General features: G+C 66.5%; 14 protein-coding genes. 7 read left to right on the top strand and 7 right to left on the bottom strand.

Annotation, left to right across the window (positions count from 1 at the left end; translation table 11 throughout):
* Positions 1 to 155: 155 nt before the first annotated feature.
* From ACTDI4_RS15410 to ACTDI4_RS15395, 4 genes are all read right to left on the bottom strand, one after another.
* Complete coding sequence (locus ACTDI4_RS15410; RefSeq protein WP_442841975.1) at positions 156 to 1544, bottom strand: patatin-like phospholipase family protein; 1389 nt, start codon at positions 1542 to 1544, stop codon at positions 156 to 158.
* A gap of 203 nt (positions 1545 to 1747) precedes the next feature.
* Entirely contained in the window at positions 1748 to 2194 is a 447-nt protein-coding gene (locus ACTDI4_RS15405; RefSeq protein ID WP_442841974.1) for a pyridoxamine 5'-phosphate oxidase family protein, read from the bottom strand.
* 35 nt (positions 2195 to 2229) lie between these two features.
* Positions 2230 to 2904: a phosphoribosyltransferase gene (locus ACTDI4_RS15400; RefSeq protein WP_442841973.1), complete on the bottom strand. Its 675-nt coding sequence runs from the start codon at positions 2902 to 2904 to the stop codon at positions 2230 to 2232.
* A 2-nt stretch (positions 2905 to 2906) separates the two neighbouring features.
* Positions 2907 to 3101, bottom strand: coding sequence for a hypothetical protein (locus tag ACTDI4_RS15395; protein WP_442841972.1), 195 nt, complete (start codon positions 3099 to 3101; stop codon positions 2907 to 2909).
* Between ACTDI4_RS15395 and ku (ACTDI4_RS15390) the strand changes: the two genes are divergently transcribed.
* Positions 3100 to 3909, top strand: coding sequence for a non-homologous end joining protein Ku (ku, locus tag ACTDI4_RS15390; RefSeq protein ID WP_442841971.1), 810 nt, complete (start codon positions 3100 to 3102; stop codon positions 3907 to 3909). The genes ACTDI4_RS15395 and ku (ACTDI4_RS15390) overlap by 2 nt on opposite strands.
* A 4-nt stretch (positions 3910 to 3913) precedes the next feature.
* Here the strand turns inward: ku (ACTDI4_RS15390) and ligD are convergent, their stop codons facing one another.
* Both ligD and ku (ACTDI4_RS15380) read right to left on the bottom strand, forming a co-directional pair.
* On the bottom strand, positions 3914 to 6445 hold the full coding sequence (ligD, locus tag ACTDI4_RS15385) for a DNA ligase D (protein WP_442841970.1): 2532 nt from the start codon (positions 6443 to 6445) through the stop codon (positions 3914 to 3916).
* A 3-nt stretch (positions 6446 to 6448) separates the two neighbouring features.
* Positions 6449 to 7270 carry a non-homologous end joining protein Ku gene (gene ku, locus ACTDI4_RS15380; RefSeq protein ID WP_442841969.1) on the bottom strand — a complete coding sequence of 274 codons (822 nt, stop codon included), beginning with the start codon at positions 7268 to 7270 and terminating at the stop codon, positions 6449 to 6451.
* Between the two features lie 158 nt (positions 7271 to 7428).
* Between ku (ACTDI4_RS15380) and ACTDI4_RS15375 the strand changes: the two genes are divergently transcribed.
* From ACTDI4_RS15375 to otsB, 4 genes are all read left to right on the top strand, one after another.
* Positions 7429 to 8490, top strand: coding sequence for a glycosyltransferase family 4 protein (locus ACTDI4_RS15375; protein WP_442841968.1), 1062 nt, complete (start codon positions 7429 to 7431; stop codon positions 8488 to 8490).
* A 33-nt stretch (positions 8491 to 8523) separates the two neighbouring features.
* Positions 8524 to 10692: an amylo-alpha-1,6-glucosidase gene (locus ACTDI4_RS15370; RefSeq protein ID WP_442843367.1), complete on the top strand. Its 2169-nt coding sequence runs from the start codon at positions 8524 to 8526 to the stop codon at positions 10690 to 10692.
* Positions 10693 to 10825: 133 nt separating this feature from the next.
* Positions 10826 to 12754 (top strand): alpha,alpha-trehalose-phosphate synthase (UDP-forming), encoded by a 1929-nt coding sequence (locus tag ACTDI4_RS15365; RefSeq protein ID WP_442841967.1) that lies wholly within the window; start codon positions 10826 to 10828, stop codon positions 12752 to 12754.
* Positions 12755 to 12756: 2 nt separating this feature from the next.
* The gene (otsB, locus tag ACTDI4_RS15360) at positions 12757 to 13515 is read left to right on the top strand and encodes a trehalose-phosphatase (RefSeq protein ID WP_442843366.1); all 759 of its coding nucleotides are present in this window, start codon (positions 12757 to 12759) and stop codon (positions 13513 to 13515) included.
* On the opposite strand, the gene ACTDI4_RS15355 is transcribed toward otsB, so the two are convergent.
* Positions 13512 to 14276 carry a DeoR/GlpR family DNA-binding transcription regulator gene (locus tag ACTDI4_RS15355; protein WP_442841966.1) on the bottom strand — a complete coding sequence of 255 codons (765 nt, stop codon included), beginning with the start codon at positions 14274 to 14276 and terminating at the stop codon, positions 13512 to 13514. The genes otsB and ACTDI4_RS15355 overlap by 4 nt on opposite strands.
* Before the next feature lie 239 nt (positions 14277 to 14515).
* On the opposite strand from ACTDI4_RS15355, the gene ACTDI4_RS15350 reads away from it, so the two are divergent.
* Positions 14516 to 15481 (top strand): ABC transporter substrate-binding protein, encoded by a 966-nt coding sequence (locus tag ACTDI4_RS15350; protein WP_442841965.1) that lies wholly within the window; start codon positions 14516 to 14518, stop codon positions 15479 to 15481.
* 86 nt (positions 15482 to 15567) lie between these two features.
* Positions 15568 to 16596: a quaternary amine ABC transporter ATP-binding protein gene (locus ACTDI4_RS15345; RefSeq protein WP_442841964.1), complete on the top strand. Its 1029-nt coding sequence runs from the start codon at positions 15568 to 15570 to the stop codon at positions 16594 to 16596.
* Positions 16597 to 16616 lie beyond the last annotated feature (20 nt).

Raw genomic sequence — 16616 nt, 5'->3', positions numbered from 1 at the left:
GAGACCTGATCCGGAGCGCTGGGCAGATGCGTTGTCCGCCTCGCTTTCCCTTCTACAGGCACATCGTTACCGACAGGTTAGCGATAGCTTAAGCAAATCTAAATTCGTGATTTTTTTGACGAAAATCTGCACTGGACCGCTGCGGGCCGGTGCGCTCATTCCTGCGCCACCAGCGGCAGTTCCGCGGTGTCGAAGATATGGGCGTCCTTGCGGGTTTCTTGCGCCACCTTCTGGATGTTCGGATTGTTGCGGATGGCCTGCCTGCCGGCCTCTATGACCAGATCGACCTCGGCGCGCGGCAGTTTCAGCCTCGTCTGTATCTTGTTGAGGCGGGCAAAAAGACCGGGATCGGCGTCGCGGAACGAAACGTGCTCGGTGGTCACGGTCACGCCACGGCAGTTCCATCCGGCCAGGGTGCCGCGGAGCTTGCGCACCTGGTCCCTGGAAAGACTGCAGCGATAGCGCACCAGTTTTTCCTGCCACTGTTCCAGGGCGAGGTCCACGGCATCGAAGCCGCTGCGGGTCGCCGAGGAGATGGCGGTTTGCGAGGCTGCAGCCAGGATCTTTCCGATATGGGGCGGCGTCTGGCTTTCGCCCCATTCGGGCGCCACGTATCTGCCGGCATCGGTGACGATGAAGAGGAAGTTATGCATCCGCACCGCCTGTCGGGGCGAGAGCGGCAAATAGGGCTCCACGGCCTTTGCCCGTTCGAGCGTGAGGCCGGTGATGCCGAGATTGTCGGTCAGGGCCCCGTCGAGAAGGCGGACATATTCGAGCTTGCCGTCGGACTGGTACGAATCCAGCGCACGCGCATAGGCCTGCAGGCGCACAGAGGGATTTTCCGCATCGATCGCCTTCTGCAGCCAGGCCGGGCGGCTGTATTTGCAATCCGTGCGCGGGGTGCGCAGGATGATCGGCGCGAACGCGATCGGCACGGCGGCGGAGGCGCCCACGGCCTCGGAAATCTTCAGGCGGTCCAGGTCGCTGCACAAGGCGGCGAAGGTATCCTGCGTGAAGAGGAAGGGCGTGTTGTTGTAGATGTCGGAGGCGGTGATCCACACGAGCGGCCGGTCGGGCTTGCGGAACGCCGAAAAGGTGGCTTGCTCGAAAAGATTGTCGTCCAGCCAGCGGGCGAAGCTGTTGCGGTCGTTGACGCCGCCGGCGAGCGCTGCCTTGACCACGGCGCCCGGCAGCGCCCTGGTCACCATGTAGGATTCTGCGTCCTTGTAGAGGAATTTCTCGCGGAAATCCTTGTAGCCCTCCTTGCCCCTGTAGCCGAGATAGGCCGCCGCCACCGCGCCACCCGAGGTTCCGGCGACGCTGCGGACGTTGTCGAGCAAAGTGCGGCGGTAGGGATGCTCGTCCACGGTGAACGAATCGAGCTCCAGCAGCACGCCATGGGCGAATGCCGCGGCGCGCGTGCCGCCGCCGGAAAAGGAAAGGGCCACGACCGTCGAGCCGTCGTCACCCCGGTCGGGGATGTATTGCGCCGAGGGTGCGGCCGGCTCAGGGGTGACGAAATTGATCGGGGTGGTGTTGACCACGGCACAGCCCGAAGCGGCGATTGCCGCGGCGAGGCCCGTCGCCGCGAGCAACCTCGAAAAAATGCCTTGCACCCGTTGTCCCCCGACTTTGCCGCATTCGCTTTCGCGGGGCAAAATTGCACGCCCGCGCCGGCTCTTCAAGCCGCTGCGGCGAAGCCTTCAGTCAGGGGCGCAGGCGCAATGCCGGAAGCGCCGCTCCTCGTTCAGTCCTGGGCTTCCCGGCCGGACACTTCCGTCACGGCGATGCGGAAGAATATGTGCGGCGAATGGCTCGTTACAGGCGGTTGGGCGGGTTTCAGCGCGCCTGGCTCCCACCAGTCGGAATGCTTCGCCAGCAGCGTCCAGGCCTGGTCGCGCTCGCGTTTGAAGCCGATTCGGTCGGGCAATTCCTCATAACGGCCTTCCGCCACCACGCTCTGCCAGCCGCGGCCCTCGCCCTTCACGTCAACCAGCACGCACACGAGCGGGTTCGCGCGCATGAAGTCGATCTTCCGCCCGGGCATGGAGAAGGCGTAGAGATGGTTCTCCTGATAGGCGTAGTAGATGGGCACGACATAGGGCTGGCCGTCCATGGAGCAGGCGAGCCGGCCGACGCGATGCGAGGACAGAAGTTTCGTGCATTCCAATGTCGACAGGTTGCGAATCCACATCGTTGCGATCTCCCGTAAGGGCCGGTTGCGGCCCGTCATCTTCCTTGTCCAGGGCCCCGCGGCGCCATACGCTCGCTTTCCAGCGCATGGAGCGTGCCCGTGACCTCGTCGTCGGTCAGTTGCGGAAAGCTCAGATAGTAATAGCCGAGGGCCCGGAAACGCAAAGGGCGCTCGAGGCACACGACCCGGTCGGCCTCCTGCGCCAGTTCCCGTGCCGTTTCGGGCGGGGCGACCGGCAGGGCCGCGACCACCTCGCGCGGGCCGCGCCGCTTCAGCGCGCGCAGTGCCGCCTTCATCGTCGTGCCCGTCGCCGCGCCGTCGTCGACCAGTATGGCGGTGCGCCCGGCGACGGACAGCGGCTGGCGGTCCCCGCAATAGGCGTGCCGCCGCCGCTCGAGTTCCGGGCGCTCCTGGGCGGCCAGCGCCGCCACGTCGGCATCGTCCAGCCGGTAGGCCTCGATGATCTCGCGGTTGCGGACCAGGTCGGGCGGATTGCCGTCCACGATGGCCGCGATCGCCAATTCGGGATTGCCTGGAGCGCCGACCTTGCGCACGATCATCAGATCCAGCGGCGCCGCCAGCCTGCGGGCGATTTCGGCGCCCACGGGCACGCCGCCGCGCGGCAGCGCCAGCACGACCGGGTCGGGCAGGGAAAGGCGGGCAAGTTCGTCCGCCAGTAGCTGCCCCGCTTCCTGCCGGTCGCGGAACATGGTCAGCGATCCTGCCGCGCCATGCCGCGGCGTTTTGTGCCCAGATTGCGCATCGCGCTGCGTTCTCCACAAGCGTTCCAATAGATAAAGCCCGCCCCGGCCCCGGCAACATTGACCGGGATCAAAGCCGGGGCCGAGGCACGCGGAACAAAGCGGACGCCGCGGCGTTTGCCGTCTTTCGATCCGGGTTCCGCCATGGCGCCGCGCAGCTTCTGGAAGGGCTATCTGAAACTGTCGCTTGTCACCTGCCAGGTGGCGATGGTGCCGGCGACCTCCGATCGCGACAAGCTGCGCTTCCACACGCTCAACCGCGCCACCGGCAATCGCGTGGAAAGCCGCTACGTCGACGCGGTAACCGGCAAGCCGGTGCGCGAGCAGGACGAGGTCAAGGGCTATCCGCTCGGCGAGGACCGCTTCGTTCTGATGGAGGACGAGGAACTGGAGGCGGTGGCGCTGGAAAGCACCCGCACGATCGACATTCAGATGTTCGTGCCGCGCGATTCGATCGGCTGGATCTGGCTCGACAAGCCGCACTACCTGTCGCCCGACGACAAGGTGGCCGAGGAAGCGTTCTCGGTGATCCGCGACGCCATGGCGGCTACCCGCACGGTCGGCATCTCGCGGCTGGTGCTCTACCGGCGCGAACGCTCCGTCATGCTGGAGCCGCGCGGAAAAGGCATCGTCGTGTGGACGCTGCACTACGGCGACGAGGTGCGCCATGCGGAAGCCTATTTTTCCGGCATCGACGGCCACAAGCCCGCACGCGAGGAGATCGCCCTGATCGGCAGGCTCATCAAGGAACGCACCAGGGACTGGGGTCCGGACATGGTCGGCGATCCGGTGCAGAAGAAGCTCAAGGCGATCATCGCCGCGAAGAAGAAAAAGGCCCCGCCGCCGAAGGCCAAGCCGCAGGAGAAGCCTCAGGCCAAGTCCGGCAACGTGGTTTCGATCATGGACGCGCTTCGCAAGAGCGTGGAAGCCGAGAAGCGCGGCAAACGGCCTTAGGGTATTACGCCTTCCTGCGCCTTCTTGTTGTTTTCTGCGGGTCCGGCAGCGGCGCGGCACGCCTGCGGAAATCCTCCCACGGGTCGGAAGCCAGGTTGTCGAGGCGCGCCATCGCGTTGGCTACGGTGAAGTGGGAGGAGGTGATGGCGGGTGAAAGTTCTTCCCAGGCAAGCGGCATGGCAACAGTTGCGCCGGCCCGCGCGCGGCTGGAATAGGGCACGATCGCAGTTCCGCCACGCGTGTTGCGCAGGTAGTCCACGAAGATGCGGCCCTTGCGCTCGGCCTTGGCTGCCTTGGCAATGAAGCGGCCGGGGCTGTCGGCGGCCATGGCATCGGCAATGTCCTTGCAGAAGTCCTTCACCGCCTCCCACCCGGCCGCCGGCCGCAAGGGTGCGACCACATGCAGGCCCTTGCCGCCGGTGGTCTTGACGAAGGGGCAAAGCCCGGCGGCCTCCAGTCGCTCGCGCGTTTCGCGGGCGGCCCCCAGCATGTCCTCCCATGCCACGGCCTCTCCCGGGTCCAGGTCGATCACGATCTGGTCCGGCCTTTCCAGGTCGTCGAGCGCGGATTGCCAGGAATGGATTTCGAGCGCGCCGCCCTGGACCAGCCCGAACAGGCCGGCAAGCCCGTCTATGGCCGGCAGCGGTTCGCCGGCCTCGTCCTGCGGGTCGTGAAAGGTGAGGATTTCGGGGCTGAGTCCTTTCCAGACGTGCCGCTGGAAGAAGCATTGCGCCGCCGTGCCGCCAGGGCAGCGCAGCAGAACCAGCGGCCGCGACACCACAAGCGGCGCCATGAAGCGCCAGACCTGCGCGTAATAGCTGGCGAGGCCTTGCTTGGTCACGCCCGCATCCGGCCAGTAGACGCGGTCGGGATGGGTGAGCCGCACGGCGGGCTGCGGCGCTTCAGCGGCCTTGGCGGCGGGTTTGCCGGCGGGTTTCTCGCGCACCACCTCCTTTGCCGGCTTGTCCTCGCGCAGGCCGCGGAAGGCTGCGTGCCGCATCAGCCCGTCCGCCGTCCAATGCTGGAGTTCGACCTCGGCCACGAGGAGCGGTTCGACAAAGCGCACCTGCCGGCGCTGGTCGGCGTCGAGCTTGCCGGCAAAGGGCGAATCCGGCCGCTCGATCGCATGCAGCTTCTTGTAGAGATCCTGCGCCACGGCACGGCTGAAGCCGGTGCCGACACGTCCGGCATGGATCAGCTTGCCATCCTCGAAATGACCGAGCACCAGCGACCCTATCGCCGTGTCGGAAGTGGACGACGGCACGTAGCCGCCGATGACTATCTCCTGGCGGGCACTGCATTTGGACTTGATCCAGTCGCGGCCGCGGCCGGAGACGTATTTCGAGCCCGCCCGCTTCGATACCACTCCTTCCAGGCTGAGCCGGCAGGCATGGCGCAGCACCATCTCGCCGTTCTCGTCGAAATGATCGCTGAAACGCAGCGCCTCATTCGGCACGCCGTCCATGAGACGCCGGAGCGCCGCCTTGCGGTCGAGAAGCGTGGAGCCGCGCAGGTCCATGCCGTCGAGATAGAGCAGGTCGAAGAGATAGAAGACGAAACGGTCGGTTCGCCCCTCGCTGAGGTCGGCCTGCAGGGCCGAGAAATCGGAGGCCCCCGTCGCGCCCTCCACGACAAGCTCGCCGTCCAGGATCGCCTGGCTGGCCGGCAGCGCCGCAAGGGCGGTGGGAATTGTCTTGCCGAACTTGGCTGTCCAGTCGAGGCCGCCGCGCGTCAAGAGCCGCGCCTTGCCGTCGGCGATATGGGCTTGCAGGCGATAGCCGTCGAACTTGATCTCATGCACCCAGCCCGCGGCGGTCGGCGGGTGCGCCTTGAGCGTCGCCAGCGCCGGGGCGACGAAATCGGGCATCGCCGCGCGTTTCGCCCCCTTGGCGGGGGCGGCCGAGGCAGAGGCAGAGGTCTTCCCGGGTTTCCTGTCGATCCTGCCCGTCTTCGACGACCAGCCCGGCGCCTCGCCGGCGACATCGGCGACCTGCCTGCCGGTCTTCACCGATTCCGGCCGCTCCTCGAGGATGTCGGGCTCGTCCGGCGTGCGCGCCTTGTCGTCCTCGCCCTTAATCAGCAGCCAGTTCTCCCGCTTCTCGCGCGGCCTTTGCGCCATGCGCACGAGATGCCAGCGCCCGGCAAGCTTCTGGCCGGACAGTTCGAATTCCAGATGGCCCTTGGCCAGGCCCTTTTCCGGATCGCCGATCGGCTTCCATTGCCCGCGATCCCACACGATCACGGTGCCGCCGCCATATTCGCCCTTGGGGATGGTTCCCTCGAAATCGCCGTAGTCGAGCGGGTGGTCCTCGACATGGACGGCCAGCCGCTTCTCTCCCGGCACGAGGCTCGGGCCGCGCGTGACCGCCCAGCTCTTCAGCACGCCGTCCAGTTCCAGACGGAAATCGTAGTGCAGGCGGCGCGCGTCGTGCTTCTGCACCACAAAGGAAAGGCTGGCGCGTCGCTTGCGGGCGCGCCCCTGCGGTTCCGGCGTTCTGGAGAAGTCGCGCTTGCGCAGATAGCTGTCGAGGCTCATCGGTCAGCTCGCCTTGCGCCTGGGGGCGGCGGACTTCGCCGCGCCCTGCCTGGTCGCCGCAGCGCTCTTGCGCAGGGCGTCCATCAGGTCGATGACGCCGCCTTCGCGCGCCCGCTTCGGCGGTTCGATCTTGCGGCCCTCCATCTTGGCCTTCACCAGTTCGGCAAGCGCCGCATCGTAGCGGTCGTCGAAGCCTGCCGGATCGAACTTGCCGGCCTTGGTTTCGATGATGTGCCTGGCCAGGTCGAGCATCTCGCCCTTGATGTGCATGGCCGGAATGTCGGCGAAGGCGGCATCGGCGGCCCGCACCTCGTAGTCGAAATGCAGCGTGTTCGCCGTCAGCCCCTGTGCTTGCGGGCGGATCAGCAGCGTGCGCACGCGCCTGAACAGCACCGAACGCGCCAGAGCGACGACATTGCGGTCGCGCAGGCCCTCGCGGATCACCGCAAAGGCTTCCTCGGCGACCTCGTCTGCGGGCGCGAGGAAATAGGGCTTGTCGAAATAGACGGTGTCCACTTCGTTGCAGGGGATGAAAGCCTCCACCTTCAGCGTCTTGTCGCTTTCCGGCACCACCGCCGCGATCTCGTCGGGCTCCAGCACCAGATACTGGCCTTTCGTGGTCTCGTAGCCCTTTACCTGGTCCCCTCGTTCCACCACCTTGCCGGTCTGCTCGTCCGCATATTCGCGCCGCACCCGGTTTCCCGTCTTGCGGTTGACGACGTGGAAGGAAATGCGCTCGGAAACCGAGACGGCCGAATAAAGGGCGACCGCGCAGGAAAGCTGCTCGATCGTCAGGAAGCCTTTCCAGAGCGCGCGCGTCTCCATCCCCTGACCTGGCTCCTGCCTGTGCATTGCCTCCTCAATGCGGCTGCGGCGGCATGGTTCCCGAACCTCCACATTTGCCGGAACGATCCGGCCGCTGGCGCATTTGGGTTCGGGACCGGCCGAACGAGGGAGGCCGGCAACCTGTGAGGTTTTGCTCCATGAAGATCGCACATGTCGCTCCGCTCTACGAGTCGGTGCCGCCGAAGCTCTACGGAGGGACCGAGCGCATCGTCTCCTATCTCACCGAGGCGCTGGTCGAGCTTGGCCATGACGTGACGCTTTTCGCCAGCGGCGACACCGTGACCTCGGCGAAGCTGGTCGCCTGCCGGGAGCGCGCGCTGCGGCTCGATCCGCGGCCGCTGAAGTCGGAGATCGCGGCGCATCTTTCCATGCTTGCCGAGGTGCGCCAGCGTGCGGCCGAGTTCGACGTCATCCACTTCCACCTCAGCCATTTCCAGCATTTCCCCTTCTTCGAGCAGATGGCGGGGCGCACAGTGACGACCCCGCATGGCCGGCTCGACTATGTCGACCTCGCGCCCGCCTATGCGCGCTTCCCGCGCTTCCCGATGATCTCGATTTCGCGCAGCCAGAGGACGCGGCTGGCCAATGCCAACTGGCTGGCCACCATTCATCACGGGCTGCCGCTCGACCTCTACGAACCCGACTATGAGGCGGCGGCCGGCGGAACCTATCTCGCCTTCCTCGGCCGCCTCTCGCGCGACAAGCGGCCGGACCGCGCCATCGAGATCGCGCGCCGCGCCGGGCTGAAGCTCAAGCTTGCCGCCAAGATCGGGGATGACGACCGCGCCTATTTCCACGAGAAGGTGGAGCCGCTGATCGACGGCGACCGTGTCGAATATGTCGGCGAGATCGAGGAGGCGCGCAAGGCGCAATTCCTCGGCAATGCGGCCGGGCTGGTGTTCCCCATCGACTGGCCGGAGCCGTTCGGGCTTGTCGTCATCGAGGCGATGGCCTGCGGTACGCCGGTGATCGCCTGGAATTGCGGCGCCATGCCCGAGATCGTCGACCCTGGCGTGACCGGCTTCCTGGTGGAAACGATCGAGGATGCGGTGGCCTCGGTGCCGGACCTTCTCGGGCTGGATCGCCGGCAGGTGCGCGGCACCTTCGAGGCGCGCTTTTCGGCCGCCCGCATGGCAAGCGACTACGTGGCCGCCTATGCGCGCCTCCTGGGCGGCGACGTCGATGCGAAGGCATCTTGAGCCGCCGTGGCGATGCGGGCTAAAAATGCCGCCATGGACGTGAAGCCGCTCGATGAGCGCAAGCTCGATCCTGCAGTGGCGCTGGCTGCTCTCGACGAAACCGGCCCGCGCGAGCCGCATCGCCTGTTTGCTCTCAAACATGGCGACTGCTTCGCGGTGGCCGACGCCTATGGCGACATACGCGGGGCGGGCGACGGTTTCTTCCGCGACGACACGCGGGTTCTGTCGGAATTCCGGCTCACGCTCGGCGGTCGCTCCACCTCGCTGCTCGGCGCCTCGCTCAGCCAGGACAACGTGCTGTTCACGAGCAACCTCACCAACCTGCCGATCAAGAGCGCCGGCGGTCGCGACATACCCCAGGGCGGCATCCATATCGAGCGTGTGCGGCTGATCTGGGAGGACCGTCTGTTCGAGCGCATCACCCTTTCCAACTACAGCCAGGAGCATTCCACGGTGCTCCTGTCGCTGCAGTTCGCGGCCGATTTCCGCGACATGTTCGAGGTGCGCGGCTCCACGCGGCCCAAGCGCGGCGTCACGCATGCGGCAGAGACCGGCGGCAACTCGGTGCTGCTGCGCTATGAGGGACTGGACAGGCTGGTGCGCAGCTCGGTGCTGTCCTTTTCGCAGGCGCCGGACCAGCTCATGGAGAACCGGGCCGATTTCTACATCGCCGTCACCAAGCGCAGCCGCAGGACGCTCTATGTCGAGGTCGGCGCCGCGCTCGAGGACGCTCCCGGGCGCGAGCGGTTTCGCGCGGCGACGGCGCGGGCGCGCTTTTCCATGCGGGCCAAGCGCCGCCACGGCGGCACCGTGCACAGTTCCGGACGCGTCTTCAACGACTGGGTCCAGCGCGCCCGCGCCGACGTGGCGCTGCTGACCACCGAGCTTGCCACCGGCCCCTATCCCTATGCCGGCATTCCCTGGTTCTCCACCGCCTTCGGACGCGACGGCGTCATCTCGGCCTTGCAGATGCTGTGGCTCAATCCGGGGCTGGCGCGCGGCGTGCTCGCCTTCCTGGCGCAACACCAGGCCACCGAGACCTCGCCCTTCAGCGACGCCCAGCCCGGCAAGATCATGCACGAGACCCGCAAGGGCGAGATGGCCGCGCTGGCGGAGCTTCCGTTCGGCCGCTACTATGGCGGCGTCGACACGACGCCGCTCTACATCCATCTGGCCGCCGCCTATGCGGACCGCACCGGCGACATGGGCTTCATCGAGGAATTGTGGGATTCGCTCGCTGCCGCCGCCGGCTGGATGGAGGACGTCAGCCGCGAAACCGGCTTCGTCACCTATCAGCGGGCGGCCGAAAGCGGCCTGGCGAACCAGGGCTGGAAGGACAGCTTCGATTCCGTCTTCCATGCCGACGGGCGTATCCCCAAGGGACCGATCGCCCTTGTCGAGGTGCAGGGCTATGTGTTCGCCGCCTATCGCGGCCTTGCCGCCCTTGCCAGGCGCCGCGGCGAGGAGGTCGAGGCCAGGCACTGGGAGCACCGGGCTGAAACGATGCGGGCACTGGTGGAAAAGCGCTTCTGGATGGAGGATCTCGGCACCTACGCGCTGGCCATCGACGGCGAGGGGGAGCCCTGCAAGGTGCGCACCTCCAATGCCGGGCATCTGCTCTATGTCGGCCTGCCGACGCCGGCGCGGGCGCGCATGGTCGCGGACCAGCTCCTTTCGGCCTCTTTCCACTCGGGCTGGGGCATCCGCACGCTGGCCGACGATGCCATCTTCTTCAATCCCATGTCCTATCACAACGGCTCCATCTGGCCGCACGACACCGCCATCTGCACGGCCGGGCTCGCCCGCTATGGGGTGCGCGACAGCGTGGTGCGGCTGATGAGCGGCACCTTCGAGGCGGCGGTGCATTTCAACATGCGCCTGCCCGAGCTTTTCTGCGGCTTCACCCGGGCGCCCAGCGAGGCGCCGATCGCCTATCCGGTGGCCTGCCTGCCGCAGGCCTGGTCGGCGGGGGCGGCCTTCATGTTCATGCAGGCCTGCCTCGGGATCGAGATCGACGGTTGGAAAGGCGCCATCAACGTGACGCGGCCGCGCCTGCCGATCGGCATCGACAATCTGGTCGTGCGCCACCTGCGCGTCGGGAGCGCGACCGTCGACCTGAATTTCCAGCGGGTCGGGGACCGGGTGGTCGCCTTCCTGGACGACCGGCACGAAGGGCTTGCGCCGCTCATCGTGCGAAGCTGAGCCGGGCGTCAAGGCGGAACCGATAGGCAGGTTGCGCGTTGGCTTGCGTGGCCGGACACGCAGAAATCCGGATGCCCCTAAACTTTCCTATGGTCACGGCACGAACCATCGGGCCGGAGGAAGTTCGATTTCCATGAGCAGCAACGGGTTCGATGTCATTCATTCCATGCCGGCGATCTGGGCCTTCGTCATCGCCAGCCTGCTCTTGTCCATGGCGGCGGTGGCGCTGTCGCTGAGATGGGTGCGCCGTGCCCGGTCGAATGCTTCCATGTCGGCAAGAACGGGGCCGGCAAGATCGGGGATGGCAAGATCGGGCGGCGATCCGGCAAATGCGCGCTACGATGCCGCGACCGAGGGCACGCACACGCCGCTGCGCGAGTTCGAGAAGAACGGGCAGTCGGCAGATGCGGCGCTTGTCAACTGGACCCCCGACACGCTGCGCAAGATCCTGGCCGACGAACTGCCGGGCGCGCAGGTCATCGTGGTATCCAACCGCGAACCCTATATCCACAATCTCAAGAAAGATCCGGGGCTCAAGAAAGATCCGGGACTCAAGAAAGACCCCGGGAAACGGCCCGGCGGCGATATCGAGGCGGGCAGGGTGGAACTGGTCGTGCCTGCCAGTGGCCTGGTCTCGGCGCTGGAGCCTATCACGCGTGCCTGTGCGGGCACCTGGATCGCCTATGGCGGCGGCTCGGCCGATCGTCTCACCGTGGACCGGAACGACTGTGTGCAGGTGCCGCCCGACAACCCCTCCTATACGCTGCGGCGGGTGTGGCTGACGCAGGAGGAGCACGACGGCTACTATCTCGGCTTTGCCAATGAGGGGTTGTGGCCGTTGTGCCATATCGCCTTCACGCGCCCGGTGTTCCGCGCCTCCGATTGGGAAACCTACCAGGCGGTGAACCGCAAGTTCGCCGACACGGTGGTGAAGGAGGCGCGCAACGAGCGGCCCATCGTGCTGGTGCAGGACTACCATTTCGCGCTTCTGCCGCGCATGATCCGGGAGCGGCTGCCGGAGGCGATCGTCATCACCTTCTGGCATATCCCGTGGCCGAACTCCGAGGTGTTCAGCATCTGCCCGTGGCGCGAGGCGATCCTGGACGGGCTGCTCGGCAGTTCAATCATCGGCTTCCACACGCAGTTCCATTGCAACAATTTCATCGAAAGCGTCGACCGCTTCCTGGAGAGCCGCATCGAGCGCGAGGACGCGGCGATCTCCTATGGCGGCCAGACCAGCCTGGTCCATGCCTATCCGATCTCCATCGAGTGGCCGCCGACGCAGCTCGAAAGCCTGCCGCCGGCTGCGGAATGCCGCAGGCGCCTGCGCGACAAATACGGGCTTGGCGAGGAGGTGCGGCTATGCGTGGGCGTGGAGCGGCTCGACTATACCAAGGGCATAGTGGATCGTTTCCGCGCGCTGGAGGAACTGTTCACGCGCCATCCCGAATGGATCGGCAGGCTGACCTTCCTGCAGGTGGCGGCGCCGAGCCGCGGCACGCTGCCCGCCTACCGCCGGTTGCACGAGGAATGCCGCCGCCATGCCGAGGCGCTGAACCGGCGCTTCGGCGGCGACGGCTACAAGCCGGTGCTGATGGTGGCCGAGCATCATTCGCAGGACCAGGTCTATGCGATCTACCGCGCCGCCGACGTATGCCTGGTCACCAGCCTGCATGACGGCATGAACCTTGTGGCCAAGGAATTCGTGGCGGCGCGCGACGACGAGCAGGGCGTGCTGCTGCTTTCCACCTTCGCCGGGGCGTCGAAGGAACTTCTGGAGGCGCTGATCGTCAATCCCTACGACGCCGGCATGATGGCGGATGCGCTGGCGCAGGCGCTGACCATGAGCCGGGAGGAGCAGCAGAGCCGCATGCGCCGCATGCGCGAGATCGTGCGCGACAACAATGTCTACCGCTGGGCTGGCAGCATGCTTCTCGACGCCGCCCGGCTGCGCAAGCGCGGCGACATCGAGCGCATCACAGGCGGCGGCGACGGGCCGCCCGCGGCCGCCGCAAGCAACGTCGTCTCCATGTTCGAGCGCAGGCGGGCGGCCGCGCTGTGAGATTGCCCCACGACGCATCGCTGCCGGCTCCGCCGGACCTGGAGGGCGCCGGCTGGGCGCTTTTCCTGGACATCGACGGCACCCTGCTCGAACATGCCGCCCATCCCGATGCGGTAGTCGTCGGCGAGGAGCTGAAGACGCTGCTCTCCCGCCTGGAACGCGATCTGGACGGTGCGCTTGCATTCGTGACGGGACGTTCGATTTCGGCGGTCGACCGCCTGTTTGCGCCGCTCAGGCTGCGCGCAGCCGGTCTTTACGGACTGGAGCACCGGCTGGACCCGGGCGGGCCGGTCGAGGCCGCCGACGAGCCGGCGGACATTGCCGCCCTCGCCGAAGCGGTGCAGGCCGAATTCGCCGGCAAGGAGGTGCATATCGAGCGCAAGGGGCCGATCCTGGCCATCCACACCCGCGCGGCGCCGCATCTGCTCGCCCGCGCCATCGGCCTGGTCGAAGAGGCGCTTTCCCGGCTGCCGCCGGGCTATCGCGTGCTGCCCGGCAACGCCGGAGTGGAACTGATGCCGCTGGAGGCGGCCAAGGGCGCGGCGATCCAGCGTTTCATGGACATGCCCGCCTTTTGCGGCCGGCGCGCGGCGTTCCTCGGTGACGATACCTCCGACGAGAACGGCTTTACGGCGATCAACGCGGAGGGCGGCCTGTCGATCCGGATCAAGCCGAGCGGGCCGACCGCTGCCGGATATGCCATCGCCGATGTTGCTGGCGCGCTGGAATGGCTGGAGCGCCAGGTGCGATCGAGGGCTTAGTCCTGCGCCACGGTCAGCCGTGCACCGGCCCCGGCAAGCGCGGCGGCAACCTCCGGTGGCGGCGGCCGGTCGGTGGCGAGTTCCTGCACCGCGTTGAAGTTGCACACCTGCACAAGGCCCCTGCGGCCGAATTTGGTGTGGTCGGTGATGACCACCGAGCGCTGGCCGCGTGCCAGCACGACGCGGGCAAACTCGGCTTCGGCCAGGTCGTGGTCCATGATGCCGGTGGCGGCATCCACCGCGCCGGCCGAGATCACCGCATGGTCGACACTGAAGCGGCTGACGAATTCGATGGCCGAGACGCCGAAGGCCGCGCCGGAATCGCTGCGCAGCTCGCCGCCCGCCATGTGCACCCGGTTGCCGTTGACGGTGGCCAGCGTGCGGGCGATGTCGGAGGAATTGGTCACCACCGTCAGCCGCCGGCGGCCGAGCAGTTCGCGCGCCAGGAAGCTCGTGGTGGTGCCGGTGTCGAGCATGACGGATTCGCCGTCCCGGATGGTCTGCGCCACCATGCGCGCGATCGCCCGCTTGGCGTCGGCGTTCTCACGCATGCGCCGCTCGAAGGGCGCTTCGCCGGCCATCGAGGGCAGGCCGATGGCGCCATGCATCTTCAGTACCGCGCCGCTGTCGGTCAGAGGCTTGACGTCACGGCGCACCGTCTCCAGCGAAACCTCCAGCCTGTCGGCCAGGCTGGCGATGGTGACCATGCCTTCTTCCTGCAGCAGCCGCAGGATCTCGCCGTGTCGCTTGGAATATCCCATCGTGCCTCCCGATGCCCGATTTTTACGCATTGACAGCAAGATTTACAAGGGTTTCGGGCAAAGTCGGTCAGATTGCGGAAGAAAAGCCACAAAACTGCGTTGACAACTGCGCCGAAGCCCGTGACATTGACGAACCTGAAGGTTCAGGCGATCCCCCGCGACAGACGGAGACGCCGGCGGCTTTCAAGGAGAGCGCCGGGCAGGTGAGGGCCCCCGGTGCAAGAGCAGGGAGGCTCCAGATGCTATTGCGCAACAGTACCCTTGTCGCCGCAATCGGGGCGTTTGCCCTTGCCACGGCGGTTTCGCTCGGCGCCGCCCGGGCACAGGATTCGTCCGATCCGATCAAGCTCACGCTGCATGACTGGACCGGCCAGCTCATCACCACCCACATCATGGGCGAGGTGCTGAAGAAGGCCGGCAACAATGTCGACTACGTCCAGGCCGACTATCTGGCGCAGTTCGCCGGCCTGGAGACCGGCGACCTCGACGTGGCGATGGAGATGTGGGAGACCACCGGCCGCGAGGCCATGGACGCGGGCATAGCCACCGGCAAGGTCGAGAATTTCGGGCCGACCGGCATGAAGGCGAAGGAAGAGTGGTGGTATCCGCTCTACATGAAGGAGAAATGCCCCGGCCTGCCCAACTGGGAAGCGCTGAAGGACCCGGCCTGCGCGGAAGCCTTCTCCACTGCCGAGACCGCGCCGAAGGGCCGCTATCTCGGCGGGGCCGTGACCTGGGGCGGTTTCGACGAGGAGCGGGTCGAATCGCTCGGACTGCCGTTCGAGGTCATCCATGCCGGCACGGATGCCGCGCTGTTCGCCGAGCTTGAAAGCGCCTACCAGCGCCAGGCGCCGATCATGCTGTGGATCTACGCCCCGCACTGGTCGCAGGTGAAATACAAGGGCGAATGGGTCGAATTCCCCGAATATACCAAGGAATGCTACGAGGACCCGAGTTGGGGCGTGAATCCCGACATGGCCTATGATTGCGGCAAGCCGTTCGGCGAGATCTGGAAGGTGGGCTGGGTCGGCGTGAAGGACAAGTGGCCGCATGCCTACGAGGCGATCAAGGCCTTCCATGTCGACAATGACGAGATGGGCCAGATGATCGCTAAGGTCGACCTCGAAGGCCAGGCGATCGATGCCGTGGTGGCCGAATGGATGGGCGCCAACGAGGCCCGCTGGTCCGAGTGGATCAAGAAATAAGGCGCAAGAAGCCCTCCCGCCGCGCCTGAGCGGCGGGAGAGGCTGCCAACCAGTCACCGACCTTCGTCGAATCTGCCGGATGAAACATGGCTCATTCGAACCCAAAGCTTGTCTGCCGCAATGTCTGGAAGATCTTCGGCGCCCGCGCGCGCGAATTTCTTGACGGTGCCGGCCCCGACACCGGCATCGATGCGCTGCGCAGGCACGGGCTGGTGGGAGCCGTGCGCGACGTCAATCTCGAAGTGCGTGAAGGCGAGATCTTCATCATCATGGGCCTGTCGGGTTCGGGCAAGTCCACGCTCGTGCGCTGCCTGTCCCGGCTGATAGAGCCGACCGCGGGCGAAATCCTGTTCAACGGCGAGAACCTGCTCAAGGCCAACGACGCGCGCATGATCGAGATCCGCCGTCACCAGATGGGCATGGTGTTCCAGCATTTCGCCCTGCTGCCGCATCTGACGGTGCTGGCCAATGTGGCCTTTCCGCTGGAGGTGCAGGGCGTCGACAAGGCGACGCGGGAGGCGCGCGCCCGCAAGATGATCGACCTTGTCGGCCTCTCCGACAAGGAGGGATTCTTCCCGCGCGAGCTTTCCGGCGGCCAGCAGCAGCGCGTCGGCATTGCGCGCTCGCTGGCGGTCGAGCCGGAACTTTGGTTCCTCGACGAGCCCTTCTCGGCGCTCGACCCGCTGATCCGGCGCGAGATGCAGGACGAATTCATCCGCCTGCAATCCGTGCTGAAGAAGACGATCGTCTTCATCACCCATGATTTCGACGAGGCGATCCGCCTGGCCGACCGCATCGCCATCATGAAGGACGGCGCCATCGTGCAGGCGGGCACGCCGGAAGACATCGTGCTCAACCCGGCCAGCGACTATGTCGCCGAATTCACCCGCAACGTGGCCAAGTCGAAGGTTGTGCGGGCCGCGTCGCTCATGCGACCGGCGGACGGGCAGGCCGGGCGCGCCAACGGGCTGGAGGTGCACGCCCGCGCCACGGTCGCCGAAGCGGCCCCGCTTTTCGGCGAAGCCACGCAGAGGCTGCGCGTGGTCGATGCGCATGGAGCCACCATCGGCATGCTGGAGCGCGCCGACGTGGTCGACCTGATGATGCGGGGCTGACATGAGCATGCCCGCGCGCC

This window comes from Mesorhizobium sp. PUT5 (genome assembly GCF_052216645.1).
Taxonomy (GTDB): Bacteria; Pseudomonadota; Alphaproteobacteria; order Rhizobiales; family Rhizobiaceae; genus Mesorhizobium.
This window is presented reverse-complemented; position numbering and strand designations above follow the sequence as displayed.

Excerpts from the sequence above, each read along its gene's own strand:
- ACTDI4_RS15370 (WP_442843367.1), top strand. The coding sequence starts at position 8,524 with ATGGACGTGAAGCCGCTCGATGAGCGCAAGCTCGATCCTGCAGTGGCG.
- ACTDI4_RS15375 (WP_442841968.1), top strand. The coding sequence starts at position 7,429 with ATGAAGATCGCACATGTCGCTCCGCTCTACGAGTCGGTGCCGCCGAAG.
- ACTDI4_RS15365 (WP_442841967.1), top strand. The coding sequence starts at position 10,826 with ATGAGCAGCAACGGGTTCGATGTCATTCATTCCATGCCGGCGATCTGG.
- ACTDI4_RS15345 (WP_442841964.1), top strand. The coding sequence starts at position 15,568 with ATGGCTCATTCGAACCCAAAGCTTGTCTGCCGCAATGTCTGGAAGATC.
- ACTDI4_RS15355 (WP_442841966.1), bottom strand. The coding sequence starts at position 14,276 with ATGGGATATTCCAAGCGACACGGCGAGATCCTGCGGCTGCTGCAGGAA.
- ACTDI4_RS15350 (WP_442841965.1), top strand. The coding sequence starts at position 14,516 with ATGCTATTGCGCAACAGTACCCTTGTCGCCGCAATCGGGGCGTTTGCC.
- ACTDI4_RS15405 (WP_442841974.1), bottom strand. The coding sequence starts at position 2,194 with ATGTGGATTCGCAACCTGTCGACATTGGAATGCACGAAACTTCTGTCC.
- ACTDI4_RS15395 (WP_442841972.1), bottom strand. The coding sequence starts at position 3,101 with ATGGCGGAACCCGGATCGAAAGACGGCAAACGCCGCGGCGTCCGCTTT.
- ku (WP_442841971.1), top strand. The coding sequence starts at position 3,100 with ATGGCGCCGCGCAGCTTCTGGAAGGGCTATCTGAAACTGTCGCTTGTC.
- ku (WP_442841969.1), bottom strand. The coding sequence starts at position 7,270 with ATGGAGACGCGCGCGCTCTGGAAAGGCTTCCTGACGATCGAGCAGCTT.
- ligD (WP_442841970.1), bottom strand. The coding sequence starts at position 6,445 with ATGAGCCTCGACAGCTATCTGCGCAAGCGCGACTTCTCCAGAACGCCG.
- ACTDI4_RS15400 (WP_442841973.1), bottom strand. The coding sequence starts at position 2,904 with ATGTTCCGCGACCGGCAGGAAGCGGGGCAGCTACTGGCGGACGAACTT.